Source organism: Prochlorococcus sp. MIT 1306, from assembly GCF_047304515.1.
Lineage (GTDB): Bacteria > Cyanobacteriota > Cyanobacteriia > PCC-6307 > Cyanobiaceae > Prochlorococcus > Prochlorococcus marinus_D.
In genome coordinates this window covers 1,956,777-1,983,522 of sequence record NZ_CP138959.1, presented here as the reverse complement: position 1 = coordinate 1,983,522, position 26,746 = coordinate 1,956,777, and the positions used below count along the sequence as shown (strand labels likewise).

The following is a 26,746-nucleotide window of genomic DNA, read 5'->3' as shown; positions in this document are numbered from 1 at the left end:
CGCCTCTGGTCAGGTACAGCACGTTGCCGGTGCTGATGATTTATCGGATTAACAGGTTGATGGGAGCTAGATAAGTTTGATGAGATGTTTGGGGGCAGACCTTGGAGTTTGATTGTTCGCACAAAAGCTTATGCAGGCGATTTCTTGCCTTCCCTTTAGTGAGAGGTTTAAAGCTTTCTTCCCAGTTAAGGCTGCCAACGAGATGGGTAGCGCCTTGTTCAGACCAGGCTTGTAGCTGTTTCTGATTAATACTTTTGGCAGTGGTGAGCCAGCCTTGACGCCGTGCAAGGTTCAACAAACTGGGATCATTGCCAGTCACGCTCACGATCCGGGCCTTGCTTGGTATCTCTTCTCGGATGCTTTGGGCTAATGGCATCCAGATTTCTGTTTGTTGGCGCTCGAGAGCCCAATAATCAAAATTGAGTACAGCGAGGCTGATGGCAACAATCATTGCAAGGTTGATGTTGATCAACCATTGGTGATGTAGCCCTTTGGATGCGATTAACTTCGTTAAAGATTGCCAGCCCCGCCCCATTAATGGGCAGAGAAAAATCAATAGGGGTAGTTGGTAGTACTCATGAATGGAGCTTGCTCGTAAGAACACTGCTGTGCAGGCTCCCATGCTGAGTAGGCCTGCTGCCAGAATTTGACCACCTGCATTGCGGCGGCATTCCCACAGGCCAAAGATCACGATCGGTACACCCAGAACAGCTAGGTTGCGTACGCTGATTCTCAAGAATAGGTTTAGCCAGAGATCGATATCCAGCAGCAGGCTCAGGCTGCTGCGATCAGAGTTGTTGCCCCAGAATCCGAAGCTCAAGTCACTGGTTTGGCCAAGTTGATATGCATGGCCATACCAAAGGGCTCCAAACAGTATTGAGCTGCCCGCATAGATCCAAGGACCAGGCGAACGTGCAAGTTTTCCTAAGTTTCGAATGCACGTTGCAAGTGGTAGTGCTGGTCCAAGTGGCTGAGGCTGCATTTGCACGACCAAAAGGGGTATGCCGAGCCAGATCAAGGGCAGCACTTTGATCAAGCAGGCAAGGCAAAATGCCAGCCAGCTGGTGAGCAGAGCCCAGCGAGAGCGCCGCTGTTTCCAGGCAAGCAGACGCTCGATACTCAGTGCGGCCAGTAGCAGTAGAAGCGCTTCTGCCTGCAAAGTGCGGCCGTAATAAACCCCTAGTGGCAGGACAGCGAAGAAGACCCCGCCCCACCAAGCGCTAATCGGATCAAGCAGGCGACGCCCGATGCGGATGATGAGCACGATGGTTAGTGCGCTGCAGAAAACCGAAAGGCCTCGTCCCAACCATTCGTGCAAGCCCGCAAGCTTGTAAAGCTGGCCAAGTAGATAGGGATATAAAGGGAACTCGCATTCCACATACCCAGGACTGGCTCCACTCCAATCAATTTGCGGTAACCAGATCGGTGTGCCTTCCAGAGCAAAATGCCTCGCCATGGCTGCTGTATCCGCCTGACGCCAGCTATGGATGCCGAGGATGGGAGCCTGCAATTGGATCAGGCGCAGGATTACCCCTAAGCCCACGGGAAACCAGATTTGTTGAGCCCAGCGGGCAACAGACTTCGCCATCAGTAACTGTTTTCAATCAAGGGGTATTCCGGATGTAACTGGATTAGGTGACATCGTTCCAGATAAACATCATCAGGATCACTGCTATTTGAGCTCAAAGGGTATTTGCTACAACATTTTTGTAGTCGCAGTTAGCTAGGTCGACGTTGGCGATGATGGCTACCAGGCCAACTGTGGCATTGAGCAGTCTTTCTTTGATTGTCTTCGTTAAGCCTGCGCTGCTGAAACGATGCATGCCTTGCATGCGGTGATCTTGGTGGGTCAGCGCCATGAAGAGTGCTTCGATGCCGTGGTTTGAAACGTCAGCCACCACGGTTCGTTTGAGCTCATAGGGCTTCGCCAGAGCAAGCAGTTCCTTGAGCTGAGTAGTGAGGCTGTTGTGGCTTCGCCGAATCGCCTACAGGCGTTCTGTTTGGTGTGTTCGGCAGAATGCGTGACAGGCCTCGGCTTCCCTAGATCGAGGCAAGTTATTGGGTTTGCGGGCCACAAAAAAGTAGGGCCCAGTCTTCCTTGCTTTGCGCAAGCTTGCACTGCCGCTCCTGAGCCATGCTGCTGATTCGCTGGGGATTGCGCGTCAAGATCCATTCAGCGTCTGGAACAGCATCTAAGGAGCTGATGCGCTGGCCTGCATACCAGTTGAGGCTGGGCCTTTCATCATTTCCCTCGAGCACCACCTTCGCTCCCTTTGCTTGTGCGGCGAGCTGGGCGACAGGTTCAACGGGCCAGTTCTCATTGAGTTCCCAGAGCCAGAGTGAGGAGCTCATTAATAGGTATAGAGCTGCGACGCTTCCAGCAACCATGCTGATGGCGCCCAATTTGCGTTTGGCATGGGTTGGGCGCAGCATCAGCCAGCCGCCGATACTCCAGCCAACCCCAGCAGCGAGTGCAATACCGCTATAGGGATAAAACGTGAGAACTAGCCCTGATGCTCCGATCAGCCCGAATAGAACAAGGGAGACTCCTAGGGCCAGCCAGAGGAACGGAACATGTTTTAAAACTGCTGCACCAGGAGGACTTGTTAGATCCTTCCTGTGAATGAGCCAGGCCAGTGGTGCTCCACAGAGCAGTGCAAATGGGAGCCATAGAGGGTGGCTATACCAGGGGAGTTGGGTCTTAAGTGGCAGGATTGCAATGGCCAAAATGACCTGCGTGCCGAGTGCCCATTTGCCCCAACGGCTGTGTCGTTGACGCCAGGCCCAGGCCATTGCGAAGGGCCATAGCAACAGCCAGGGCCAACCACCCTCGAGCATCTCAATTACCGGGACTTTCCAGCCGAGGTCACTGCCTTCTCCAGCATCAAACAGGACGCGACCTGCACCATCGCCTCCCCAGAGCCACAGCGCCCCAGTGCCTCGATGTAAGCCATGCCAGAGGTGCCAGGCCAGGCCAGGGATCAGCCCCACTCCAAACCAGCCTGCTAGTGGCCATCGCCACCATCGCCTGAATTCGCCACCCCAGAGCACAGGAATCAATGCTGCTGCTGCTGCTGGAAGCAGCAGAGGGGCTTTGAGCAAAAGCATGCCACTGCTGATGAGTCCTGCCCCCAGCGTTCGCCAGCGGTCCATTGTGCTGCGGTCGAGGCTTAAAATGAGTACCCACAACAAGGCCATGGCACTGAGTTGTGGACCATCGAGCATGGCTAGCCGACCATGTCGTACCACTGGCATCAGCGTTAGCAAAATTGCAGCTGTAGCAAGGCAGCTCGTTCGATCATTTGGTCGTAGATGCCACTGCACGAGCCCCCCTAACGGAACAATCAGCGTGGATAGCACTGCAGGGGCCAGTCTCACCAGAGTGTTTGAGGGGAGCCCTGGTAAAGACGTATCGCCGCTGTTGTTGAGTTGGATTGCTGCAGCAATAAGCCAATGCAGGCCTGGTGGTTTGTTGAGGTAGGGCGCATCCCACAGGGTGGGCAGTAGAGCTTCTGTGCCCTGTTTTTGGCTTAACTCAAAGGCCACTCTGGCAACGATGCCTTCATCAAAATCGCGTAGGGGTAGATCTCCTAGCCCCACGATTGCAAGCACGCATGCCACGAACCACAGCAGTAGCAACCCCACCAGAGGTGCTCTGCGAATTGATGGCCTTTGATCAGCTGATGGCAAGAGCAATGGTTAGCGCTGTTAAGCGAACATGGCATGGGGATAGGTGATCAGCGATATCGATCAAATATTCCTATTTAGTGGTAGTGGTCATTCACATCCTTCTTTTGCTTTAGATCACTGGGGATAACTTGGAGCAGTTCAGCCAGCGCTTTCTATACCAGCCGTTGTCACATCTGTCACACCAAGAGGTGTTTAAAGAGAGGCTAAAGAGCATTATCGGAAAGGCGCATTGCGCCTATCTGTGTGAGGAACCAAATGAAACTCTTCCAGCAATTGCTGGTGGCACCTGCTGCTTTGGGCCTGATGGCCCCTATGGCTGCTAATGCCGCAGACCTCGACATCAAAGGTGTGTCCGATTATTCGGCCTCCAGCGAGCAGGTCACCAGCATCTCCCAATTCCAAGATGTTTACCCAACCGATTGGGCTTATCAGGCGCTGAGCAACCTGATTGAGCGCTACGGCTGTGTAGCTGGCTATCCAAGCGGTAGCTACCTGGGCAACAGAGCAATGACCCGCTTTGAAGCGGCTGCTCTATTGAATGCATGCCTCGATCGCATCACTGAAGTCACCGACGAACTGCGTCGTCTGCTCAACGAATTCGAGCAGGAGCTCGCCATCCTCAAGGGCCGTGTTGATGGCCTAGAAGCTCGTGTTGGTGAACTAGAAGCCACTCAGTTCTCGACAACAACCAAGCTTGTTGGTCAGACATCCTTCGTGATTGGCGCCAACAGCTACAGCGGTGATGCTGAGCAAGGTCTCATGGACGGACTTTATCCGACCAATGCATGGGATAGAGACGCAGAACCCAACGCTTGGGCTGGTTCTCTTGGTAAAACTGAGGACATTACTCAGGGGGTTGCTCGGATACTCGGTTGGGGTGACGATTGGGAGGCGAAAAGGGATTTACTTGTCGCCGATAAAAAGACAGATATAGCCACCGATATATTGGGCTACACTGGTAATTATCGATATGGCGGTGCTGACACGAAAAGGTCTGAAGCAGCTGCTGCTGTTAGCGGTGCCACGGTTTTCAACTACGACCTTCGCCTAGAACTCAATACCAGTTTCACTGGCAAGGATCTGTTGAAGACTCGCCTGCGCGCTGGCAACTTTGGTGATTCTCCCTACGGCGGTAATGGCTACGTCGGCCTCGATGCCATGGAAGTGGCCTTTGGCGAATCTGGTAAGTCGGATGAAGTCAAAGTTGATCGCCTCTGGTATCAGTTCCCACTCGGTGAAGAGTTCACCGTAACTGCTGGTGCCATGGTTCGTCAGGACAACATGCTTGCCGTATGGCCAAGCAACTATCCTGCTGAAACCGTCATCGACTTCTTCACCTACGCGGGAGCACCTGGTGCTTATAACCTCGCTAAAGGTGGTGGCGCTGGCATTTGGTGGGATGACAACGACAGCGGTTGGAGCATTAGCGCTAGCTACCTCTCCGCCAATGCTGATGATGGCAACCCCAGCAGTGGTGGAATTGCTACTGATGGCGCTGGTTCCAATGCAACAGCCCAAATCGCTTACGCCGATGAGCGTTGGGGTGCTGCTGCAGCCTATAACTACGCCTCCACGGATAATGGCGTAGGTTTGTATGCTGGAAATGGCACGCCACTTGCCAACCAATATCAAAAATTTGGACCTACTAACTCCTTTGCATTAAGTGCTTGGTGGGCTCCAGAAAATAACGGTTGGTTCCCAAGCATCAGCGCTGGTTGGGGTATTAACACCACAACTCCAAACGACAGAGAAGGCCTTTTTGGTCTTTCAGCTGATGACTTGATTGACAGCGCTCAATCTCAGTCTTGGTATGTAGCTCTTCAATGGGAAGATGCTTTCGTCGAGGGTAATGTCCTAGGTCTTGCTGGTGGCCAGCCCACCTTCGTGACCAATCTCTCACTGGATAATGACTTTGAAGATGCCTATGAGCTAGTCACCGGTGAAAATGCCAGTGACCATGTTGCTGATGGAAATTATGCCTTTGAACTCTGGTATAAGTTCCAGGTCACAGATAACATCAGTGTTACTCCAGCTGTTTATTACCTAAGTCGTCCTTATGGGATGTTGACCGAAGGTAATGGCAGTGGGGACGACGACGACTCCTTCAGCAACTTAGGTGGTCTAGTCAGAACCACCTTCAAGTTCTGATGATTTAGGCCCAACGTCTTGTTGCGCCTCATCAGAACCTCCTCCTCACAATCTCTATAAATTGCAGCCCTCCGGAAACGGGGGGTTTTTTCATGTTCTGATTCTCAGTGATTTATTAATCGGTAACTAGCAATAACTATCCCATTGCTTGTGTCTGATGCTGCGGCTATCAAGATTCACCTCTATGCCTTGATCTGAGATTCAAATCTAAAAGGGCTGCAGAATTCTGAATCAGCTTGCATGGAGCTTTTTGTTAGGTGGTGGAGATTGCTTAATCCACACAGATTCGGTTTTGAAGGGGCTTTTTTGTGTCTGCTGATACCAGCCAGTGGCATATCTGGTACTTGGGCAATCTGTTTTGAAGAGCCTATGCACAAATATCTTGAACTTAACAACCTCTTTTTGTGTGAGGAACCAAATGAAACTCTTCCAGCAATTGCTGGTGGCACCTGCTGCCTTGGGCCTGATGGCCCCTATGGCTGCTAATGCCGCAGACCTAGACATCAAAGGTGTGTCCGATTATTCGGCCTCCAGCGAGCAGGTCACCAGCATCTCCCAATTCCAAGATGTTTACCCAACCGATTGGGCTTATCAGGCGTTGAGCAACCTGATTGAGCGCTACGGCTGTGTAGCTGGCTATCCAAGCGGTAGCTACCTGGGCAACAGAGCAATGACCCGCTTTGAAGCGGCTGCTCTATTGAATGCATGCCTCGATCGCATCACTGAAGTCACCGACGAACTGCGTCGTCTGCTCAACGAATTCGAGCAGGAGCTCGCCATCCTCAAGGGCCGTGTTGATGGCCTAGAAGCTCGTGTTGGTGAACTAGAAGCCACTCAGTTCTCGACAACAACCAAGCTTGTTGGTCAGACATCCTTCGTGATTGGCGCCAACAGCTTTGGCGGTGATGCCAAAGATATTTTCGGCAATGAGCGTGCTGATGAAGCTGCCGCATCAGATGGCGCCACTGTCTTCAACTACGACATGCGCCTTGAGCTCAATACCAGCTTCACTGGCAAAGACTTGCTGAAGACTCGCCTGCGTGCTGGCAACTTTGGTGATTCCCCCTACGGCGGCGGCGGCTACGTCGGCCTCGATGCCATGGAAGTGGCCTTTGGCGAATCTGGCAAAGCTGATCAAGTCAAAGTTGATCGCCTCTGGTATCAGTTCCCAGTGGGCGAAGAGTTCACGGTAACCGCTGGTGCGATGGTCCGTCAGGACAACATGCTTGCCGTATGGCCCAGCAACTATCCGTCCGAAACGATTCTCGACGTCTTCACCTATGCAGGTGCCCCTGGCGCCTACAGCCTCACCAAAGGTGGTGGTGCTGGCATCTGGTGGGATGACAACGATAGCGGCTGGAGCATTAGCGCTAGCTACGTCTCTGGCAATGCTCATGATGGCAACCCCAATGATGGTGGGATTGGCACAGATGGTGCTGCTTCCAATGCAACGGCTCAAATCGCATACGCCGAGGATCAGTGGGGCATTGCAGCTGCTTACTCCTACACCTCTGGAGACAATGGCGCCGGTATCTACGCTGGCAATGCCACACCGTTGGCTGTTGCATTGGCCGGATCAGGTACAACCAATTCCTACGCCGTGAGTGCCTGGTGGGCTCCAGAAGAGACTGGTTGGTTCCCAAGCATCAGCGCTGGGTGGGGTCTCAACTCTGTCAATAACAACGACGATGACACCGATCTGATTGACAATGCGACATCCCAGTCTTGGTATGTCGGACTTCAGTGGGAAGATGCATTTATCGAAGGCAATGTCCTTGGCGTTGCTGGGGGTCAGCCCACCTTCGTCACTGCCGTTGACTATGACAGCGATGTCGATGCCTCCGATTTCGTTGCTGATGGCAACTACGCCTTTGAGCTCTGGTACAAGTTCCAGGTCACCGATAACATCTCTGTGACTCCTGCGGTTTATTACCTCAGTCGTCCTTTGGGTGATCTCACCGATGGCGGTGGCCCTGTGTTCGGTGGTGGTCGTAGCGACGACACCTTCAGCAACTTTGGTGGTTTAGTTAGAACCACATTTAAGTTCTGATCTTTCCGCTCAACGTCTTGTTGGGCCTCAGAACCTACTCCTCACAATCCCTATCAACTGCCGCCCTCCGCAAACGGGGGGCTTTTTTATGGCTGATCCCCATCGCTTTGTTTGGATGGGTCAGTGGCCATGCCATCGCCCATGCCTATCGCTGCTGACATTACGGCCTTAGTTGGGTGCACTCCGTTGGTGCGCCTTAATCGCTTGCCACAGGTCAGTGGTTGCCATGCGGAGGTGCTGGCTAAGTTGGAAAGCTTCAATCCCACTGCCTCGGTTAAAGACCGCATCGCGGGGGCCATGATCCATGCAGCGGAGGAAGCTGGAACCATTGCACCGGGGCGCACCGTGCTGGTGGAACCCACAAGTGGCAACACTGGGATCGCCTTGGCCATGGTGGCTGCCGCCCGAGGCTATCGCCTCATTCTCACCATGCCGGACACGATGAGTACAGAGCGTCGCGCCATGCTTAGGGCCTATGGCGCTGAACTGCAACTCACCCCAGGGAGCGATGGAATGACTGGTTCCATTGAGTTGGCAAAGGAGTTGGTAGCAACCATCCCTGAGGCTTATCTGCTGCAGCAGTTTGATAATCCTGCGAATCCGCAGGTGCATGAGCGCACAACCGCAGAGGAGATCTGGAATGATTGCGAGGGGCAGTTGGATGGTCTGATTACTGGAGTAGGAACGGGGGGCACACTCACAGGTTGTGCGCGTTTGCTCAAGCAACGCAATCCAAGCCTGCGAGTGTTTGCGGTCGAACCAGCGTTAAGCCCTGTATTGGCAGGCGGGAGCCCTGCTCCCCATCGCATTCAGGGGATTGGTGCTGGCTTCATCCCTAGCGTTCTTGATCTCTCTTTGATCGATGAGATCCTGCCGGTTTCTGATGACGACGCGATGGAGATGGGTCGGCGCTTGGCCAGGGAGGAGGGCTTGCTAAGTGGGGTAAGCAGTGGCGCTGCTGTTGCGGCTGCACTGCAAGTGGGTAGTAGGGCTGAGATGGTGGGCAAGCGTCTTGTTGTTGTCTTGGCCAGTTTTGGTGAGCGTTATCTATCAACGCCGATGTTTAGCGCTGCTTCGGCGGTGCCGGCGCAGCGTGATGGATACCTTTGATGTCTTCCAAATGACTGGTTTCTATGGCTGCAGATCCGTATCAGGTTTTGGGAGTATCCTCCACCGCTAGCGCGGCTGAGATCAAGGCTGCTTATCGCCAGTTGGTGAAACGGCATCACCCTGACGCTGGTGGTGATGAGCAGGGGATCCTTGCGCTCAATGCAGCTTGGGAAGTTTTGGGGGATTCAGAGCATCGACGCGCCTATGACCGCACAAGAAAGCATGATGTTTCAGTAGCTGATGAAGCGCATCAGCGAGGCGTTCGCAATGCTCGCGCTAGTGCTGTTGCACGAGCGACCAAAGGCCAGGGGGCAGCAGAAGATGAGGCTCTTGTGCAGTGGATCAAGCAGGTTTATGTGCCGATTGATCGATTGTTGGGGCAAGTGATCAATCCTTTCCCTGCTCAGTTTCGCTCTCTTTCTGCTGACCCTTACGACGATTCGTTGATGGAGGTCTTTTGCACTTACCTGGAACAGAGTGGTAATCGCCTTGAGACGGTTAATAGGCTTTATCGAGCTTTGCCTATCCCTGCGTCTGCACAAGGTTTTGGTTTGAGCCTGTATCACTGCCTTTCCCAAGTAGAAGATGCTTTGGCTGAGCTGGAGCGCTACACGATGGGCTATGTCGATAGTTATCTCCACGATGGTCGAGAGATGTTGCGTGAGGCCAAAAAGCGGCGTTTACGCTTAAAGGAGGAACGCCGTCGGCTGGAGATTTTGTGAAAGCTGCCTGGCGCTTTTGGTCGTTTGTTGCTCTGATCTGGTTGCTGGCTACTGGGATCGATCGGATCTGGTGGCATCACTACGGCGGTATTCCCTCTTGGGATCAGGCCGATTACCTCAATAGCGCTCTCGATCATGGACGCGCACTGGGATTGTTACCAGGAGGCCAATGGCAAGGATGGAACGCGTTGCTAGATCTCTCCCCAAAGATTCCTCCTCTTGCTTCTTTGGTGAATGGCACCGTGATGGCAGTGGCTGGAGATGCACCTAAGCAGGCCGCCTGGAGCCTTAGTTTTTGGCACGGGCTGCTCTTGGTCGCTGTGGCGGCATGGGGGTTGCGTTTGCGTGGGCAGGGGATGGCATTGCTTGCCGTTGTCTTTGTTGCCATGGCTCCAGCCTTGTTGGAGTTGCGCTCGGATTATGTGTTGGAGATGCCGCTCACTGCTGCAGTCACCTTGGCGTTATGGCGGCTGGGGTGCTGGTGGGATCCACAGCGAGGTGGGCGTTGGTTACAGGCCTTGTTCGCTGCGGCTGCTTGTACGGCGGCACTTTTGGTGAAGCAAAGTGCTTTGTTGGTTTTGCTTCCGGCGCTGTTATGGGCCAGTTGGTGTGCCTTATGTCGTACCAATCGCACCCGATTTCAGCTGCTGGCAGGTGTGGGTGTGTTTTTGTTCGGCGTGGGCCCTTGGTTACGTCACAACTGGATCACAACGCTTGGAGGAACGAACAGGGCCGTGATCGAATCGGCGGCTAGGGAAGGGGACCCTTCTCTATGGACCCTTGAAAACTGGCTTTGGTATCCACGTTTGTTGCCGGCGCAGTTAGGTCCTGTTCTGCTCATCGTGGGCCTCAGTGGTTGTTTGCTCTGGTTGTTTATTGATGGCCGCAGCCTTGGATCTTCAACACAGAGAGCAGTGTCTTCTGATGATCCACTGGCTTGGCGTTGGCTGATCGTGACTCTGGTTGCTGGTTGGTTGTTGACCAGCCTCAGTCCGAATAAAGGTGATCGATATATCACTCCACTTCTCCCACCATTGCTCTTGTTGCTCGCTAGGGGTTGGTTGCAATGGGGGTTGTGGGCGAACCGTCGCTGGTTGAAGGGCTCCTGGCTGATTTTGTCTACGACCCTCTTGGCGGGGTTGTTGGCCATCCTTCCTTCAGCTTTGTCGGCTCATATCACTCGTTTGTCAGAGCGCCAAAAGGGGCCTGTGGAGGCCATTGTCCGGGCGGCTGGAGGCGCTGATCCCAATGGCTTGCCCACCACAATCATCGTGGTGCCCAGTACTCCGGATCTCAATCAGCACAATGTCAGTTATTTCGGTCGCAGACGGGGTGGTCGGTTGGTAGGTCGCCAGCTTGGTAGTAGTGCAGGTGATGTGGAGCCGGTGCTGCAGCAGGCTGAGTGGGTTGTGCTTGCAGAGGGAGATCAGGGCTCAGTTCGAGACACTGCGGCACGCCTTGATCAGGCTGTGCGCAGCAGTGGTGTATTTGTTGAGCTGCGCCGTTTTTCACGGCAATCTGGCGGCAGCTATTCCCTTTGGGCACGCAGTTCTGGGGTTCCTAGGGCAGCAAGCTTTGCTGAGCGTTTTCCCTCTCTGGCCCAGGGGTTGGCGCAGGGACCTCAAGGGCTTGAGCCAGTCTTTGCTGCGGTCTCTGTCGAACATATGTTGGATGGCCATTTCAGTTATCGAACTGAAGTGCGAGAAGCCGCAATGCGGCGTTTGCTTGATCATCCTGTTGATACCGATGCCCGCTGGACATTGGCGCTTTTGGCAGTGTTGGCGAATCGCCCTATTGAGGCAGCGACTCAATTCGCCGTCTTGGAGAAACGACTACCAGAGAGTCCTTGGCCCAGTGTTTATCGCAGTGTGGTGATCCTGGCGGGCTTGAATCCCTGGCAGGCATCAGCTGTGGCTGATCGAGCCCAGCGCAAGCATCCCAATGATCTATTGGCCGGTCTTGGTGATCTCAGTGGGGTTTTGGCAGGAGCTTTGTGGCGTTTGCCTGCTGCCTCAGACTCGATCCCTAAGGCTGTGCAACAGGTTGAGGAAGCGCTAAAGCCCTCTGCTCAGGAGAAGGGTTCCAGCTGATCGATCCGTAGCCACACGTCAGGAACAGGCATGCGCCAGCGCACTTGCCCATAGCCCTCTTTGACGGCGAGCAGTTCACCTGGACCTTCGAAAATGTAGTCGGGAGGAGAGGGATCACTGGCCGCGGCTTCAGTGCTGCTGCTAAAGGCGTGCCTATTGACCCGAACAAGGGCTCCTTTCTTGAGGGCTGCCGTGGCCTTTGCTGGTGCAGATGTTTCGGCCATGACGTGGTTTTCTCTAAGACTCAGGCTAGAACCTCCTCAGGCTCACCAACATTCTGATTTGGGTCATTCACTCGCCCTCTATTTTTTGGCCTTCGGAGCTCTGTTGCTTGTAGCCGTGCTTCTCGATGACCTGGCGGCTCGCGTGAGGGTTCCGGGGATCCTGATGGTGCTGATTCTTGGTTTGTTGGTTGATAACCATTTGACTGTGGCTTCGGATGCGGCTGATGCGCTCCCTCCCTTGCTTTCCTTGGTCCACGCAGACCAAATCACGCAGGCAGCACTTGTTTTAGTGCTTTTCTTTGGGGGGCTCACGACGAATTGGGCAGAGATGCGCTCTGTGATCCCATCGGCCCTAAGGCTGGCAACTTTTGGTGCTTTATTCACAGCTCTCCTGATCACCTTGGCGATGCTTGGATTTGGCTCGGCCGAAGGGAGTGTCGGTTGGGTGTTGTTGTTCCCGCAGGCTTTGTTCGTGGGTGCGATGTTGTCCAGTACGGATGCATCTGCGACCTTTGCTCTCTTGCGACCTCTCGCTGGACGATTGCCTAAGCCTGTTTTGGACCTGATTGAGACGGAGTCGGGCTTCAACGACCCTGTTGCTGTGGTTTTGGCAGGGGTGGCAATGGCTTTGGCAGGCGGGGAGGGTGTTGCTCCGGCTGCTTTGGTGACTGTGGTGTTACGTCAGTTTCTTTTGGGCATCTTGCTTGGCTTTCTCGGGGGGAGTCTCACCACTCAGGTGCTCGGTAGTCGTAGGTCTCTGAATACCAATTCCATGTTGCCAGTTGTGAGTCTTGCTTTGTTGATGGTGCTTGCAGGTGGAACCACCTTGATGGGTGGCAGTGCTTTGTTGGCTGCTTATGTGGCGGGGCTTGTGCTCGGCAATGGTTCAAGCACCGATCAGTTGGTGCTTGCGGAGGCCCATTCCAGTTTTGCAAAAATGGCTGAACTGCTTTTGTTTCTTTGTATGGGGCTGGTGGTTTCCCCTGAGGACGTTGTTCGAGCAGCTGGCGCAGCATTCCTACTGTTTCTCTTAATGCAGGTGGTGCGTTGGTTGATTGTTCACTTTCTGCTCTTACGCAGCTCATTTTCGTTAGGGCAGCGGACGTTTGTGTGCTGCGCTGGCCTGCGTGGTGCGGTGCCTATTGCTTTAGCGATTCAGGTCTGGGCTTCGTCGTCGGTGAGTTGGGGAAAAACCATGCCTCCCCTAGCCCTGGCGGTGGTTTTGTTCGGATTGTTGTTCCAGGGGTTTGCTTTAGTGCCTATTGCAAATCGCCTTGGGCTAGCTAGTCCAGTGGAGGCTCCGCTCTCAGCCCCTTAGTCTCGCGGCCAATGCCGTCAGTTCTTTTATGCGCCTTCTACTTGTTGGTTGCACAGGTTTTGTCGGCCGTGAGCTGGTCCCCCAGTTGTTGGCAGCCAAGCATCAGTTGATCTTGGTCAGTCGCAAGGCTGCCTCTGGGTTCGATCAAGAGCGCCAGGCAGGGCAGTTGGAGTGGCTGCAGATCAACCCCGCTGATCCAAACAGTTGGCTCGATGGCCCACTACTGACTGCCTTGGCGCAAGTAGAAGGAGTGGTGAACCTGGCCGGAGAACCGATTGCTGAGCAGCGCTGGACAGCTGCTCATTGCCAGAAGCTGGAGTCGAGTCGTTTGGACACAACCACGGCATTGGTGAAAGCCATGAATCAACTCAAGACACCACCAAGAGTGCTCCTGAATGCCTCTGCGGTGGGCTATTACGGCACCAGTCCAGATGGCTACTTCACTGAAAAGAGTCCTTGTGGACAAGATTTCCTCGCTCACCTTTGTGAGCGCTGGGAGGCTGCAGCTGCTGCTAAACCGTCTGCTACCAGATTGGTAGTGGTGCGTATCGGCATTGTTCTAGGGCCCGACGGAGGGGCTCTAGGCAAGATGCTGCCAGTGTTCAGGCTTGGTATTGGTGGGCCGGTGGGCAGTGGCCTTCAGTGGATGAGCTGGATTCATCGCACTGATCTGTGTCAGTTGATTGAAAAGGCTCTTGAGGAACGGGCTTGGTCCGGTGTGGTGAATGGGGTTGCTCCTGAGCCTGTCCCTATGGCTTCGTTCGCGGCGGTTCTCGGCAAGACTCTTGGTCGTCCAAGCCTCTTACCGGTTCCAGGTCCGCTCCTCAAGATCTTGCTTGGGGATGGAGCTCGTGTCGTCCTTGAGGGTCAACAGGTGGTCTCAGAACGACTTGCAGGGTTGGGTTTCAGGTTTAAGTATCCCGATCTATGCCAGGCCTTATCCGCAGCCACCATGCCCACACCCCATTGATGAGGGCAGCGGTCATTAACAGGCTGATGGCGGGCAAAAATAGGGGCATCCAGAGTTGCTGAAACAGCCCGATTGGTTTCTCCACTCCCTGGCTTGCGGCCAGGATCCCTGTGACAAACCAGAGTGCTCCGGCAATCACTAGGAACACATCGATGATCAGCAGTCGGTCCAACCACTGTTTCCATTGGGGATCGGCAGAAGGAGTTGTCATTGATGTCTTTCAGTGAGCAGGTTTGTCATGGCTTGGGCTAATCGTTGCCCGCCACCTGCCACCCCGAGTCTTTGCAAGCCCTGCTTCTGGCATTGTTGTTGCAGGTCAGGGTCCGTTTGGCTGCGTTCCAAGAGCTCCACAGTCAGTTTGGCAGTGTTCTGCAGGTTGAGCGCTTCGCCAGGCTTCCCACCAGCACAAAAGACAGTGGGCCCGAGTAGTCGGCGCTGAGCTTCTGCGAATGCGGCGGTGAACTGGGGTCCCATCCCTGGAAGTTGTAGCACTGGCTTAGCGAGTCCTACCGCTTGTTCAGTCGCCGTGCCCGCCATGCTGATCAGGAGATCGCTGCTCTGAAGGACCGCAATGAAACAGTCGCGTTGCAAGGTGATGTGTCTTTGACCGAGCACAAGCTTGGTGTGTGTTGCGTTGCCGATACCAGGTTGCATTTGCCAGCCTTGTTGAGCGATTAGTTGAGCCAGGCTGCTGTCGTCTAGGGCTGGGACCAGTGCAAGATCTAGGCTTATTTCATCGCGGGCTAGTAGTTGTTCTGGAAGATATTCCACCATCGCCAACAGCAACAACAGGTTGTGTTCTAGTTCTGGGAGGCGGCTGCCAGGCAGAAGTCCTAGGCGATAACGGCAGCTTGGTAAGCGTGCTTGAGGTGTGAGGACTGGATCCATAAAGGGATTGCCCAGAAAGCTCACTGGGCGTTGAAGTTGAGCCGTGAGGTCTGTTGCGGTGAGCTCGTCGCGGCTGTATACACCCAAAAACCGCTTGCTTTTCAGACAGCTGCCACAAGGCCAAGGCAAGCGCAGGCGACCTTCATAGTGACTGGAGTAAGCCACTAGGTAGATCGCGACGGGACGGCCGCTAAGCCAAGCTGCCATCACAGGGATCACATCGCCAATCACCACCAGCAGGTCGTAGTGGTGTGCCACCTGCAACAAACGTCCCAGGCGCCTTAGGAGATAGAACACTTGGCCTTGTAGCAGTTCAGTCAGCCTGCCTCGAAGACTGGTGTATCCAAGCCCGCCTGTGCTGAATGCTTTGGCCTGTCCAAGGATTTTGATTCCTGCTTCGGTATAGGCATGACCATGACCGACCAAAGGCAGGGCCTCCAGTTGATGGCCCAGGTTGAGCAGGGTCTTGCCTAGGAGGGCCCCGGAAAGGTCTTCTCCGTGTCCATTACTCAACAGCAGCAGCTTCGCCAAATCAGAGCTCCAGCCAAGCCTTTACTTTTTTCAAAGCCTGCCAATTTGGTCTGCGAAGTAACCCATCGGCGATTGAGTCCTTGAGGTCTTTTGCAAACTCCGGTGCAACAGCAAGAATTTTTTGCACCATGTCGATTTGATCTCGTACACCCTTGGAGTTGGTTTCCAGCAGGGCCAGGCTGAGGTTGATACGAGCTTGGGGATCCTGGGCGTTGAGCTTGACCGCAGTGCGCGCGGTGCGCAGGGCCTCATCGGGTTGCGCATTGAGAAGCTGTAGCCAGGCTAGGCATGTCCAGCCAGCCGCTTGATTGGGCGCCGTTGCTGTGATGGTTTTGAAGTCTTCGATCAGCTCACTGGCTTCAGCTCCGGACTGATACCGGGCCATAGCTGTTTCGAAGAGGTTCTCGTTGGTGGACGCCATCGGATGCAGCAGAACTGCTTAGGTCTCTTCAGATTCCCACGGAGCGGTGGCCATTGACTTCAGACAGCGAATGAGCTGCCGCAACCGCAGGTTTGGCTGGCGTTGGGATTGGTGAAATTGAAGCCGCCGCCAATCATTTCAGTGCTGAAATCCAATTGCATCCCATAGATGTACAGCAGGCTCTTGGGATCGCAGATCACACGGAAACTTGCGCCATCGGTTGCGGTGTACTCATAGACCTCATCTCCTTCTTGGATATCGGCTGAGGGTACAAAATCCATGGTGTAGCTCATGCCGCTGCAGCCGCCCGAGCGCACGCCTACTCGCAGCACCTGATCATTCCCCTTCTCTAGGCAGAGCCTGGCCAACTGCTGCATAGCTGTGTTGGTGATTTGGATGCCCTTGCCGTCAGTAGCGGTGTGGTGGGTTGCCGGATTAGTGGTGCTGGTCATTCAGTGCTGGCACAGACCTCAATTCATTTTATGGAGGTATGTCTCTCGTTGCACTATCCAATTCAGTCAACCTATCCGCCATATTTATAGAGTCGGAAGGATTTTTGTAGGAAGCGCGTGCGGGTCGCCATTGTGGGCGCTGGGCTTGCCGGACTGGCTGCAGCTGTTGATCTCGTTGATGCCGGGCATGCCGTGGATCTCTACGAAGCTCGGCCGTTCATTGGTGGCAAGGTTGGTAGTTGGGAAGATCCAGATGGCAACCATGTCGAAATGGGGTTGCATGTTTTCTTTTTCAATTACGCCAATCTTTTTGCGCTGATGCGCAAGGTGGGTGCAATTGACAATCTGCTGCCAAAGGATCACACCCATTTGTTCGTCAATCGTGGTGGTGATCTTCGATCTCTTGATTTTCGTTTTGCCCTAGGGGCTCCTTTTAACGGCCTCAAGGCTTTTTTTACGACTCCTCAGCTGAACTGGATCGATAAATTGCGCAATGCCCTTGCTCTGGGAACGAGTCCCATTGTTAGGGGCCTGGTGGATTACGAGGGGGCCATGAGCACAATTCGTGCTCTCGATGCAGTGAGCTTTCAACAGTGGTTTGTCAGTCATGGCGGCAGCATGCAGAGCATTCAGCGCATGTGGAACCCGGTTGCCTATGCCCTCGGCTTTATCGACTGTGAGGCGATCTCCGCCCGTTGCATGCTCACCATTTTCATGATGTTTGCAGCCCGTACGGAAGCATCCAAGCTGAATTTGCTTAAAGGCTCCCCTCATCGTTGGCTTACTGCGCCGATTCTTGATTACATCCAGGCAAGGGGTGGTCGTCTTCATCTTCGCCATCGTGTTCGTGAGGTGCACTTTCGCGATGACGAAGCTCCGGTGGTTACCGGGCTCAGCCTTGGTACACCAGAAGGGGATGTGATGGTTGAAGCTGATTGCTATTTGGCCGCTTGCGATGTGCCAGGCATTCAGCGCTTGCTCCCTGAGGCATGGCGTAGGTTCCCCCAGTTTGATGACATCTACAAGCTCGAAGCCGTGCCCGTTGCGACCGTGCAGCTGCGCTACGACGGCTGGGTGACTGAGTTGGGGAATGACCCCATTCACGAGGCTGCACGCCGGGATCTCCGGAGTCCTGTTGGCTTGGATAATCTTTTGTATACAGCTGATGCAGATTTCAGCTGCTTTGCGGATCTGGCCTTGGCGAGTCCTGAGGACTATCGCCGGGAAGGTCTGGGTTCTTTACTCCAATGTGTACTCACTCCTGGTGACCCCTGGATTTCTAAATCCGTAGAGACGATCGTTTCGCACACCGATGCTCAAGTGCGTGAATTGTTCCCTTCGTCTCTTTCTCTCAAGCTGGTGTGGAGCAACGTCGTCAAACTTGCTCAATCTCTTTATCGAGAAGCCCCAGGGATGGAGCCTTATAGACCAGAGCAGTCCACGCCTGTCAGCAATTTCTTTTTGGCGGGGAGTTATACCCGCCAGGATTACATCGACTCAATGGAGGGTGCCACGATGAGTGGCCATTTGGCTGCGGCGGCGATCCTTCATCAACCAGCGATGTTGGCCACCAATCAGGCGGTGGCTTAACGATGGGACGCTGGCTTGAACACACAGTAACTAGCGATATCAATGCTCCCGTTGAGCAGGTATGGGCTGTCTGGATGGATCTCGAGGCCATGCCCCGCTGGATGAACTGGATTGAATCTGTCAAAACCCTTGATGATCCAAGCCTCACGGATTGGACCTTGGCTGCTCAGGGCTTTCGTTTCCATTGGCAGGCAAAGATCAGCAAGCAGGTTGAAGGCCAGCAGTTGCAATGGGAATCCATAGGAGGGCTACCTACGAAAGGAGCTGTGCGTTTCTATCCGGAGAGCGAGAACCGTACAGCTGTGAAATTGAGCGTTACCTACGAGTTACCGAGGCCCTTGGCACCCTTGATGGAACCGAGCATCCTGGGAGGGATTGTTACTCGTGAGCTCCAGGCCAATCTTGACAGATTTAGGGATCTTGTGGAAAGCGGTTACTGCGTTTCCTCCTGAGTGCTCCAGGACAGCCGCATGGCGGTTGAGGAGTGCATTGATCCTGCTCACGGTTGCGCTAACTGGATGCAGTACCGATCGCTCTACTACCGAGAAGTTGGCTACAACACCGCGATCGGCTACGGATAGTTCTGAGCAGTTTGTGATGCCGATTGATCTTTCTGATCGGCTCACGCCACTGCCTTCGGCCACAGAGGTTCAAGATCGAGTGCTCGCAGGTCGAAGGGATCCTTTTCAACCGCTTGTTGGCTCAACGACTTCAAATGGATTCATCCTGAAAGGTGTCCTGGTTGTTGGCGGGCAGCAGCGGGCATTGGTTCAAACATCAGATGGATCAGGAGCATTGTGCGTGGGGCCTGGAGGTCGTTGCCCCGGTCAAGTTGAGGCGGACCAGTTGTTACCTCCAAGCTGGTCGCTGCTATCGATCGACGTTCAGCGCGGCTGCATCACCCTGACCCAGGGGGGCAAGTCTCAGCCTCCGATCTGCATGCTTTAACGCAAGCACTGACAAGCCCCTCAAGGTCGTGGGGATCGGCTTCTTGATCGACCCTCCCAAAATGCTGCTCACAGCTGAGGCTTGTTTGGGGGCCGATGGAGATGACTTTGACTGTTTCAAGCTGCTGCACCCAGTCGCTGCCAAAACGATGGCTGAGCAAAGTTGCTGTGTGTGCAGCGGTCTTGCCGCTGCTGAAAGCAATTGCATCCACATTGCTGTTTGCGAGGGCTGTGGCCGTGTCCTCCGGGATTGCTTCTGGGCAACGGGATTCATAAGCCGCTACTTCAATCAAGTGTGCTCCGCTTTCCCGGAAGGCTTCTCCCAGAATGGTGCGGCCACCGCTCTGGACTCTTGGCAGCAGCATCTTCAGTCCAAAGCCTGACACTGGGAAATGATTGATCAGGCTGTCAGCTACAAAGTTGGGTGGAACAAAATCAACAGCAGCTCCTAGGTGTTCAAGATGTTGGGCTGTTTTGCGGCCTACTGCTGCAAGTTTTAGTCCCTTGGGGCGATGGGCAAGAGATTGGCCGATCCGCTGAAGCCGTTCTTCAACGGCCCGTACTCCATTGGCGCTGGAGAAAACCAACCAGTGGAAGGTCTTGATGTCGGCTAAGGCATCATCGAGGGGTTGCCAATCGTCGGGTGGGCCAATCACAAGAGCGGGCAGATCAAGAACGTTCGATCCAAGGGCATGAAGCCGACTCCGAGCCTCACTCTGTTGCTCCTGGGCACGGGTCATGATGATTGTGCGGCCATGAAGGGGAGCTATGGGTTTGCTGCTCATTTCTCTTCCTCATTTAGTTTCACAATGCCCGCTACCTGATGGCGCAGCCCTTCGCTTTCCTTGCTTCGTCCTTGACGCTGCAGCAGCGTAATAGCCTTGCTAAAGCTGTTGCGGGCACCATTGATGTCCCCAGCGACAAGCATCGCGACCGCATGGTTTTGGTGGGTCTCAGCATGCTCAGGATTGAGTTGTTTCGCTTGTTCGTAGGCGTATAAGGCTTCTACAAGATTGCCTCGGCGACGCTGCATTAATCCGAGGTTGTACCACGCCAGAGCGACTTCCGGGGCTTGTTGGGTAGCGGTGGTGGTGAGTGCGATGGCTTCATCCAGTAGCTCTTGTTGCATGAGCAGGGCTGCCAGGTTGAGGCGAGCTCCCAGGCTCACTCTGATGTCCATGGGTAGAGCCACGGCTTCGCGGTAGGCCGTGACGGCTCCTTGGGGATCGTCTTGGGCAAGGGCAATGCCTAGGTGCAGAAGAAGTTCGTAGCGTTCGATCGGATTGACATTCGTGTTTTCGTTCTGCTTTAGGCCTTGCCGCAAGAGCTGGATGCCGCGCTCTTTTTGCCCTTCGTCCACCTCGAGAGCGCCGAGTTTTGCACAGGTATACGGATCGCCTGGATGCTCAGCCAGCCAGGCCTCCATTGCTGTCCTCAACCGTTGGGATTTGTTGCTGCTTTGGAGTAGATCTGGCCGGTAGCCTTCGTGGAGCAAAGCCGGCTCAAGGTAATCGACGATGCGCCAATGGGGTTCTTCGCTAAGCAGATCCCTCACGCTGTCGTCAATCATGGAGTGGTAGGGGCGGCTCCAGTGGATTCGCGGGTGTCGGCGGAACAGACGGCTGACGTTGGAATAAGGGGCCATCGTTGCTCCCTGCTCAAAGCGCAGCAGGTTTATCACCAGAACATCAGGCTGAGCCATCAAGTTTTGTAGGCCTGAGATGGCCTCAGCGCGTAGTTGTTCATCGGCATCAAGAACAAGGACCCAATCCCCCGTGATCAGGTTCAGGGCGGCATTACGAGCTGGGGCAAAGTCCCCTGGCCACGGCAGGTGCTCTATTCGTGCACCGGCGGCTTCAGCTATGGCCACTGTTGCATCCGTGGACCCCGTGTCGACTAGCACGATTTCGTCTACGAACCCTTTCACGGACGCCAGGCATGCTCCCAGGCGACTCTCTTCGTTGCGTACGACCATCGAGAGGCTGAGCATTGGAGCTGGTTCGTAGGTTGGCTCGAGGATATAGACGTCAGTCAGTGAAGTCTTGGAACAGCGGCGTTTGGGCACTTGATTGCACCTGCGCAGGTTGTAGCAGGCAGGTAAGAACCTGGCGCTGCGCTTCAGGCATCTGACCAGGGCTGTAAGCCGCGGGGATGCCGATATTTAACACTTCAATCAGTTCATCCCAGATGTAAGGACTGCCGTAGACAACTAGGCCTGCGAGGCGTTTTTGCTGTTGGAGTTGCTTGACGGTTGCCACCCATGGCTCGTGGCGATCCTGGTCGCCACGGAAGGGGTTCCCGCGTAAGAAAAGTTGCAGCATTATTGGGCCGATGCCCAATCGTTCTAGAGCTAAAGGCTGATTTGGGTCGTCTTGCCAGGGAGAGATCCCTAGGGGGTGACAGAGCAAACTTTGAAATCCAGCTTCAGAGGGCAGTACGAGTGCTGGGGCCGTGGCTGCGAGTACCGAGCAGGGCAAGACTCCATCCACCCGCAGGAGATTGATGCCTGACTCAGTTGGGGTGACCGGTCCTGGATGGTGGATTTTTAGCGATGCAGTCACCAGTTCTCTAGCGAGAGCACGGTCTTCGTCTCGTTCCAGGGGTTTGTCAATGCTTGTGCTGTCTTTGAGGGCCAGCTTTGCAGTGGAGGTACCAACCTTTTGTAAGGCTTCTCGCCGGCGCTCTTGGGAGGCGTGCAAACGTTGCATTGGAATTTGGCCCGACTGGAGGGCCTCGCATAGGGCCTCGATAGCGTCATCTGCGTTCTCGGGCATTAAAATCAGGTCAGCACCGGCGGCAAAGGCCATCACGGCGGCTTCGCCAGCGCTATAGGACCGAGTGATTGCTCGCATGACCAGGGCATCGGTCACGACTAAGCCCTCGAACTTGAGTTGGCGGCGTAAAAGGTCTTGGAGAACAGCTGGAGAGAGGGTCGCCGGACAGGAGGCGTCGAGGTTTCTCATCAATAGATGGGCCGTCATGATGCTGTCGATGCCGGCTTTCATGACGGCCTGGAAAGGCACGAGTTCAAGCTCCATCAGCTGGCGGAGGTTGTCATCCAGTACAGGCAACTGCAGATGGGAATCCATTCCCGTATTGCCATGACCTGGGAAGTGTTTGGCGCATCCCATTACACCTTCTGCTGCAAGGCCTTGTTGGAAAGCACAGGCCAAAGAAGAGACGGTGGCAGTGTCTTCTCCCCATGCCCGCACATTGATGACAGGGTTGGCTGGGTTGTTGTTGACATCGCAGACGGGTGCTAACACCCAGTTGAGTCCGCAGCGTCGAGCTTGGTGTCCTGTGCAGCGGCCGTAGCGCTCGGCCAGATTGACAGCACGACGTTGGTCTTCTTGATAGAGCCGTCCAAGGGCCATGGGCGGTACGAGCCAAGTACCGCCTTCAAAGCGTTGACCGACACCCTCTTCCACATCGGCACATAACAGGAGGGGTGCTTTCGCCCATTGTCTAAGTCTCTTGCAGCGATGGCTTATTTCGGTGCTTGTGCCGCCCAGCAAAATTACACCGCCCACACCTTCAGCGAGCAGACGTTTTAGCTCAGTGTTGCTTAGTTCCCATTTTGGATAACGGCGTTGATCATCGCTTGCATGACCACTTGCTCGCACCACTAGCAACTCAGCGACTTGACGTCGAAGGGGGCTCTGGATCGGCGGGTTCACGTTTTGTTGACAGTTGTTGTCTCGTCAGTCGTTGGTTGATCACTCTCTGATTGCACTTCTCCAAGGGTTTCTCGCTGTTGTTCCAATTGCTCAAGAAGGTTCAGTACCGAAGTTCCCTTCTCGATTCCGCGATCCAAATGAAAGTGCACTTCAGGTGCACGTCGCATCTGCAATCTGCGGCCAAGCTCGCCTCTGAGGAAACCACTGGCGGCCTCTAGACCCTCTAGCACTTCAGAGCGTTGGATCTCTTCGCCGTAAATGCTCACAAAAATCTTGCAGTGCTGTAGATCGCCGGAGACTTCCACATTCGTAATACTCACCATGCCCTGATGTACCCGTTCGTCGCGGATGCCATGGATGAGTAATTCGCTTGTCTCTCGGCGGATTAGGGCAGCGACCCGCTCCACCCGTCGCCCAGGTGCCATATCTATGCCAGTGATGTTGGATACACCATGGCATGCATGATTAAGACAATGCTGATCAATCCACTTATTAGGGCCCCAATGATGGCTATTGCAGTCACGGGATTACTGCGTCGCTTGGCGAGTGGCTCGATGTAGTTGTTGAGCAAACCAAGGCAGAAGGCGATGAGGTATCGCGGATAGCGTGACAAGTTGAGAAATAACTCTCTCATCTTCAGTTATTGCAGAGGGTTTTTGGGAAATGGGTTAGCCCAAAGTGAGGATGAAGCTACTTCTGAAGTCATAGATCACCTGAGAGCGAAGGTTGCCGGTATCGTGCATCCTCAGTGTGACCAGTTATACGACGTTAGTTTAGTGAGGCAGAAGGCACTGCGGCAGTTCCTTTGAGAGACCGCAGAGCAGCGCCTTAGGGATTGCTGTTGCCTCTATTGCTTAGAGCGGCGAGCGGGGGGCTCAGCTCAGTTCGTGTGGCCATTCTGGCGATAGCCGCAGGCAGTGTTGCTCAAGAAAAAGCAATTGGCGAAGCCTTTAAAGGGGAAGAAATCTGGAACACTTCTTTTCGGCGCGTCGTAAATTTCTGTTGATTTATTGCTCAGCATGCACAATTTGCGGTTGCTAAATTGAATTATTTGCCTAGAAGAAACTGTATGATTAGTGTCTTGAAATACAGCCATTTGGCTAACTTTTAAAGCCGATTGTATTGACCTGACTTGATTGAATCTGTATACAACAGCTCTTTTCATTTTCAACTCTCAGCCGAAAGTGAAATGCGATTATTGCCCCCTTTGCCTTAGCGGGCTTTTGAAGCTGTTAGCTACTCTGCCGTTCTTTTGGCAGAGCAAACGATGATGGAACTGCATCAATTCCGCCATTCCGCCTTCTGTCTCAAGGTGCGGATGGTCTTGCAGGCCAAGGGTTTGACTTACCAGGTGGTGGAAGTTACCCCCGGGCTAGGACAGCTCAACGTGTTTCGCTTGTCAGGTCAGCGTCAGGTCCCGGTACTTGTCGATGGCGATGTTGTTTTGGCAGATTCCAGCACCATTGCTCGACATCTCGAGGCTAAGCAGCCGGAACCACCCCTCATTCCGGTTGATCCACAGCAGGCCGCGCAGGTGTACTTGATTGAAGATTGGGCTGATACGACATTGGCGCGGGCAGGCCGGTCAGCTTTGTTGCAGGCTGCAGCCTTGGACTCTGAGTTGCGTTTAGCTCTTCTTCCAGAAGATCTGCCAACTCCCTTGCGTCAGGTCATGGGAGATCTCCCGGGGGGGTTGTTGAACGGTGCCTCTGAGATCATTGGCCAGGCAGAGAGGGTTGAGTTATTAACGAGCCTCGAACAATTGGCTGATTTGATGCAGAAAAGGTCCTGGCTAGTAGGAGATGCGATGAGCTTGGCTGATTTAGCTGTAGCCGCTCAGATTTCTTTAATGCGTTTTCCAGCCTCGGCTGGGGCAGCACTTGCCGGTAGAGGTGTGTTCGGCCTGAGTGATCACCCGCGGCTGCAGCCCTTATTCCACTGGAGGGATCAGCTTGAGTTGTCATTGCTTGAGACGGATGACTCAGCCCGATGAGCCTTGCTTGAACACCGATCCAGAAATGGCTGTCTAATGTCTGATCCCTTGATTCGTGATTCTGATCACTACGTCGTTTTGGAGCCTGGCCAGCCTGAGCGGCTTCTGAGCGCTGATGACACATTGGTTTGGTTGCAGACTTGGCTCCAGAGTTTGGATGTCTTGCCAGAGGATTTGCAGAGTCAGGACTCACTCGTTTCAGCGGCCCAGCGGTTGCTTGATACCGCTTGTGAGCTGGAGGTGGGCCAAGGTCTATGTCTGCAGTGGTTTGCGGTACGCCTGGAACCTCCTGGATCTGTTCAAAGTTGAGTTCATTTGGATAGGTTTAGTGCGCTTTGACAAGACTGTTGCTGAACCCCGATGCAATCGTGCAGGCATTACGTATCGAGAAGACAAACTTAATCCAAGCTCCCTTTAACATCATGAGCCTTTAAATCATCACTTATAATTGTTGCATTTCGCGATTTTTCAAGGGGCGTTACGATGTGAATCTAGAGCTGAATGCATGTCAGCACATTGATCACTTCTCGATCTGCGGACTGAAGGAAGTATTCTATAAATGAAAATTTGTCTAGAGAGTATATATAATGGCTGGAGACTATGTTGAGTCATACGAGATAGATGCGTCAAGTCAATTGCAAGTCTGAAATGGCATTGCCCTAAAACATTTTGTGTGTCACCAATGAAGAGCAGAAGTTATATGGCTATGGAGTATTCCAAACAAATTTGCTGCTTGCCACATAGTTCCAAGTAAAGGCAAAGATGATGCCAAGCAGTTGTGCGATCAGCTCGTTGGAAGAGATGTGCTCGTAATAAGCAGATGCCAACCCAATGTTGGCCACGAATGGTAAAGAGGAAACAAGTAAAAACTTTGTAAGGCCCTTTATTAATTTTAAGCCATTAAGACGTGCAAACCTAAAAGTCAAAATATTGTTCATTAAGTAATTGGATGTTGCTGCTAATATGACAGCAATAGGCAGAGAGGATTGAAAAGAATAAGCCAGTATATTGGTAAGAATGAAAACACTAAATAGCTGTACAAAAACACCACTTAGGCCAACAAGCGCAAAGCTTATTGCGCGACGAGGAATAAGCTTTAAGCTGATTGAATGTAGAAATGATAATAAGAAATCCCATGCGACTGCGATATCCAGTTTAGAGCTTCCATGAAGCCTCTTCTCGAAGATCAGGGGTACCTCGCCAACTAATAAGGCTCCATTGCTTTTGGCTAATAATTCATATAGGAACTTAAAGCCATTGACATCAACAGAGCGAATGATTGGCATGGCCTGCTTCAAGTCGACTGCAAAAAATCCACTCATGTAATCAGTTAAATGGCGATATCTTTTTGAGAGACTTTTTTTGGCAAGAAAGTTTGCAAAAGTAGAAGCACTTTCTCGATCATTGGTGAGACCATTGATTACAGACCCTTGAAGAAACCTGCTGCCAACAACAAGATCTAAGCCTTTGTCTCTTAGATGACTTATTGACTGTTTGATGACTGACGTAGGATGTTGACCATCGCAATCCATGACAAGAGCATATTCATGGCAAGCATTTAAGAGCCCTTCTTTGATTGCACTGGAAAGACCACTTCTGCCTACACGCCTAACTAATCGGACGAATGAATATTGACGAGCCAATTCCAACACCACCTCAGAGGTGCCATCTGGAGAATCATCATCTACAACGATAATCTCTAGCTTATATTGCAAGGATAGATCAATGATTGATTCGATGATGGTGCAAATATTATCCCTTTCATTGAAAGCAGGTAGTATTATTGATAAGCTGGCAGTCTCTGCCATCTCGAAGCATTGGTTGACCACGGTCTAGTTTAACATCTTTAGATGCTCGGTAAGGCTTGGCCTTGCCGAGCATAGAATCAATATTTTCTTTAGTGCTTGTCTGTTAGCAGCTCCGAG

Annotated in this window: 27 protein-coding genes; 13 read left to right on the top strand and 14 right to left on the bottom strand. The window is 53.4% G+C overall.

Translation table 11 applies throughout. The annotated features are described in order from the left end of the window. Positions 1-40: 40 nt before the first annotated feature. The 3 genes from SIB74_RS09975 to SIB74_RS09965 all read right to left on the bottom strand — a co-directional run bounded on the left by SIB74_RS09975 (position 41) and on the right by SIB74_RS09965 (position 3,645). Positions 41-1,588 (bottom strand): ArnT family glycosyltransferase, encoded by a 1,548-nt coding sequence (locus tag SIB74_RS09975; protein ID WP_063396748.1) that lies wholly within the window; start codon positions 1,586-1,588, stop codon positions 41-43. Positions 1,589-1,682: 94 nt separating this feature from the next. Beyond that, a complete protein-coding gene (locus tag SIB74_RS09970; protein WP_156486171.1) occupies positions 1,683-1,898 on the bottom strand; it encodes a hypothetical protein in 216 nt (71 codons plus the stop codon). A 157-nt stretch (positions 1,899-2,055) separates the two neighbouring features. Further along, entirely contained in the window at positions 2,056-3,645 is a 1,590-nt protein-coding gene (locus SIB74_RS09965) for an ArnT family glycosyltransferase (protein ID WP_231906131.1), read from the bottom strand. A 300-nt stretch (positions 3,646-3,945) separates the two neighbouring features. On the opposite strand from SIB74_RS09965, the gene SIB74_RS09960 reads away from it, so the two are divergent. The 5 genes from SIB74_RS09960 (at position 3,946) to SIB74_RS09940 (ending at position 11,810) form a co-directional block, all read left to right on the top strand. Continuing rightward, a complete protein-coding gene (locus tag SIB74_RS09960) occupies positions 3,946-5,838 on the top strand; it encodes an iron uptake porin (protein WP_063396751.1) in 1,893 nt (630 codons plus the stop codon). A gap of 418 nt (positions 5,839-6,256) precedes the next feature. After that, positions 6,257-7,888 carry an iron uptake porin gene (locus SIB74_RS09955; RefSeq protein ID WP_063396752.1) on the top strand — a complete coding sequence of 544 codons (1,632 nt, stop codon included), beginning with the start codon at positions 6,257-6,259 and terminating at the stop codon, positions 7,886-7,888. Between the two features lie 141 nt (positions 7,889-8,029). Then, on the top strand, positions 8,030-8,998 hold the full coding sequence (gene cysK / locus SIB74_RS09950) for a cysteine synthase A (protein WP_063396753.1): 969 nt from the start codon (positions 8,030-8,032) through the stop codon (positions 8,996-8,998). Between the two features lie 23 nt (positions 8,999-9,021). Continuing rightward, complete coding sequence (locus tag SIB74_RS09945) at positions 9,022-9,720, top strand: J domain-containing protein (RefSeq protein WP_063396754.1); 699 nt, start codon at positions 9,022-9,024, stop codon at positions 9,718-9,720. Then, positions 9,717-11,810 carry a phospholipid carrier-dependent glycosyltransferase gene (locus SIB74_RS09940; RefSeq protein WP_063396755.1) on the top strand — a complete coding sequence of 698 codons (2,094 nt, stop codon included), beginning with the start codon at positions 9,717-9,719 and terminating at the stop codon, positions 11,808-11,810. Before SIB74_RS09945 ends, SIB74_RS09940 begins: the two co-directional genes overlap by 4 nt. On the opposite strand, the gene SIB74_RS09935 is transcribed toward SIB74_RS09940, so the two are convergent. Continuing rightward, complete coding sequence (locus SIB74_RS09935) at positions 11,789-12,034, bottom strand: NAD(P)H-quinone oxidoreductase subunit O (protein ID WP_011131340.1); 246 nt, start codon at positions 12,032-12,034, stop codon at positions 11,789-11,791. The genes SIB74_RS09940 and SIB74_RS09935 overlap by 22 nt on opposite strands. On the opposite strand from SIB74_RS09935, the gene SIB74_RS09930 reads away from it, so the two are divergent. Further along, positions 12,033-13,352: a cation:proton antiporter gene (locus SIB74_RS09930; protein ID WP_082818519.1), complete on the top strand. Its 1,320-nt coding sequence runs from the start codon at positions 12,033-12,035 to the stop codon at positions 13,350-13,352. The genes SIB74_RS09935 and SIB74_RS09930 overlap by 2 nt on opposite strands. A 28-nt stretch (positions 13,353-13,380) precedes the next feature. After that, positions 13,381-14,322, top strand: coding sequence for a TIGR01777 family oxidoreductase (locus tag SIB74_RS09925; protein WP_063396756.1), 942 nt, complete (start codon positions 13,381-13,383; stop codon positions 14,320-14,322). Here the strand turns inward: SIB74_RS09925 and SIB74_RS09920 are convergent. Genes SIB74_RS09920 through SIB74_RS09905 form a run of 4 tightly spaced genes read right to left on the bottom strand, consistent with a single transcriptional unit; the run spans position 14,264 to position 16,614 of the window. Further along, positions 14,264-14,533: a hypothetical protein gene (locus tag SIB74_RS09920; RefSeq protein ID WP_063407390.1), complete on the bottom strand. Its 270-nt coding sequence runs from the start codon at positions 14,531-14,533 to the stop codon at positions 14,264-14,266. The two genes, SIB74_RS09925 and SIB74_RS09920, sit on opposite strands and share 59 nt — an antisense overlap. Then, positions 14,530-15,741, bottom strand: coding sequence for a lipid-A-disaccharide synthase-related protein (locus SIB74_RS09915; protein ID WP_063396757.1), 1,212 nt, complete (start codon positions 15,739-15,741; stop codon positions 14,530-14,532). Before SIB74_RS09915 ends, SIB74_RS09920 begins: the two co-directional genes overlap by 4 nt. A gap of 1 nt (position 15,742) precedes the next feature. After that, positions 15,743-16,162 (bottom strand): hypothetical protein, encoded by a 420-nt coding sequence (locus SIB74_RS09910; RefSeq protein WP_063396758.1) that lies wholly within the window; start codon positions 16,160-16,162, stop codon positions 15,743-15,745. 59 nt (positions 16,163-16,221) lie between these two features. After that, complete coding sequence (locus SIB74_RS09905) at positions 16,222-16,614, bottom strand: HesB/IscA family protein (protein WP_011827196.1); 393 nt, start codon at positions 16,612-16,614, stop codon at positions 16,222-16,224. A 117-nt stretch (positions 16,615-16,731) separates the two neighbouring features. Between SIB74_RS09905 and zds the strand changes: the two genes are divergently transcribed. From zds to SIB74_RS09885, 4 genes are read left to right on the top strand one after another with little or no spacing between them, the layout of a single operon-like run. After that, entirely contained in the window at positions 16,732-18,204 is a 1,473-nt protein-coding gene (gene zds, locus SIB74_RS09900) for a 9,9'-di-cis-zeta-carotene desaturase (RefSeq protein WP_063396759.1), read from the top strand. 2 nt (positions 18,205-18,206) lie between these two features. After that, positions 18,207-18,656, top strand: coding sequence for an SRPBCC family protein (locus SIB74_RS09895; RefSeq protein ID WP_011827194.1), 450 nt, complete (start codon positions 18,207-18,209; stop codon positions 18,654-18,656). Further along, complete coding sequence (locus tag SIB74_RS09890; RefSeq protein ID WP_413681689.1) at positions 18,657-18,785, top strand: hypothetical protein; 129 nt, start codon at positions 18,657-18,659, stop codon at positions 18,783-18,785. A 16-nt stretch (positions 18,786-18,801) separates the two neighbouring features. Further along, the gene (locus SIB74_RS09885) at positions 18,802-19,152 is read left to right on the top strand and encodes a hypothetical protein (RefSeq protein ID WP_063396760.1); all 351 of its coding nucleotides are present in this window, start codon (positions 18,802-18,804) and stop codon (positions 19,150-19,152) included. On the opposite strand, the gene SIB74_RS09880 is transcribed toward SIB74_RS09885, so the two are convergent. From SIB74_RS09880 to SIB74_RS09860, 5 genes are read right to left on the bottom strand one after another with little or no spacing between them, the layout of a single operon-like run. Beyond that, entirely contained in the window at positions 19,103-19,936 is an 834-nt protein-coding gene (locus tag SIB74_RS09880; protein ID WP_063396761.1) for a uroporphyrinogen-III synthase, read from the bottom strand. The genes SIB74_RS09885 and SIB74_RS09880 overlap by 50 nt on opposite strands. Then, positions 19,933-21,141, bottom strand: coding sequence for a glycosyltransferase (locus SIB74_RS09875; protein WP_197463333.1), 1,209 nt, complete (start codon positions 21,139-21,141; stop codon positions 19,933-19,935). The genes SIB74_RS09880 and SIB74_RS09875 overlap by 4 nt, the downstream gene beginning before the upstream one ends. Positions 21,142-21,178: 37 nt before the next feature. After that, entirely contained in the window at positions 21,179-22,828 is a 1,650-nt protein-coding gene (locus SIB74_RS09870; protein WP_063396763.1) for a glycoside hydrolase family 3 N-terminal domain-containing protein, read from the bottom strand. Beyond that, the gene (rbfA, locus tag SIB74_RS09865; protein ID WP_011827189.1) at positions 22,825-23,253 is read right to left on the bottom strand and encodes a 30S ribosome-binding factor RbfA; all 429 of its coding nucleotides are present in this window, start codon (positions 23,251-23,253) and stop codon (positions 22,825-22,827) included. Before rbfA ends, SIB74_RS09870 begins: the two co-directional genes overlap by 4 nt. A 2-nt stretch (positions 23,254-23,255) precedes the next feature. Further along, the gene (locus tag SIB74_RS09860; RefSeq protein ID WP_011827188.1) at positions 23,256-23,462 is read right to left on the bottom strand and encodes a DUF751 family protein; all 207 of its coding nucleotides are present in this window, start codon (positions 23,460-23,462) and stop codon (positions 23,256-23,258) included. 633 nt (positions 23,463-24,095) lie between these two features. Here SIB74_RS09860 and SIB74_RS09855 point away from each other — a divergent pair. Then, a complete protein-coding gene (locus tag SIB74_RS09855) occupies positions 24,096-24,821 on the top strand; it encodes a glutathione S-transferase family protein (protein WP_063396983.1) in 726 nt (241 codons plus the stop codon). Positions 24,822-24,857: 36 nt separating this feature from the next. Then, complete coding sequence (locus SIB74_RS09850) at positions 24,858-25,130, top strand: chlororespiratory reduction protein 7 (RefSeq protein WP_011827185.1); 273 nt, start codon at positions 24,858-24,860, stop codon at positions 25,128-25,130. A 395-nt stretch (positions 25,131-25,525) separates the two neighbouring features. Here the strand turns inward: SIB74_RS09850 and SIB74_RS09845 are convergent, their stop codons facing one another. Then, positions 25,526-26,629 (bottom strand): glycosyltransferase family 2 protein, encoded by a 1,104-nt coding sequence (locus tag SIB74_RS09845; RefSeq protein ID WP_063396764.1) that lies wholly within the window; start codon positions 26,627-26,629, stop codon positions 25,526-25,528. Positions 26,630-26,746: the final 117 nt, after the last annotated feature.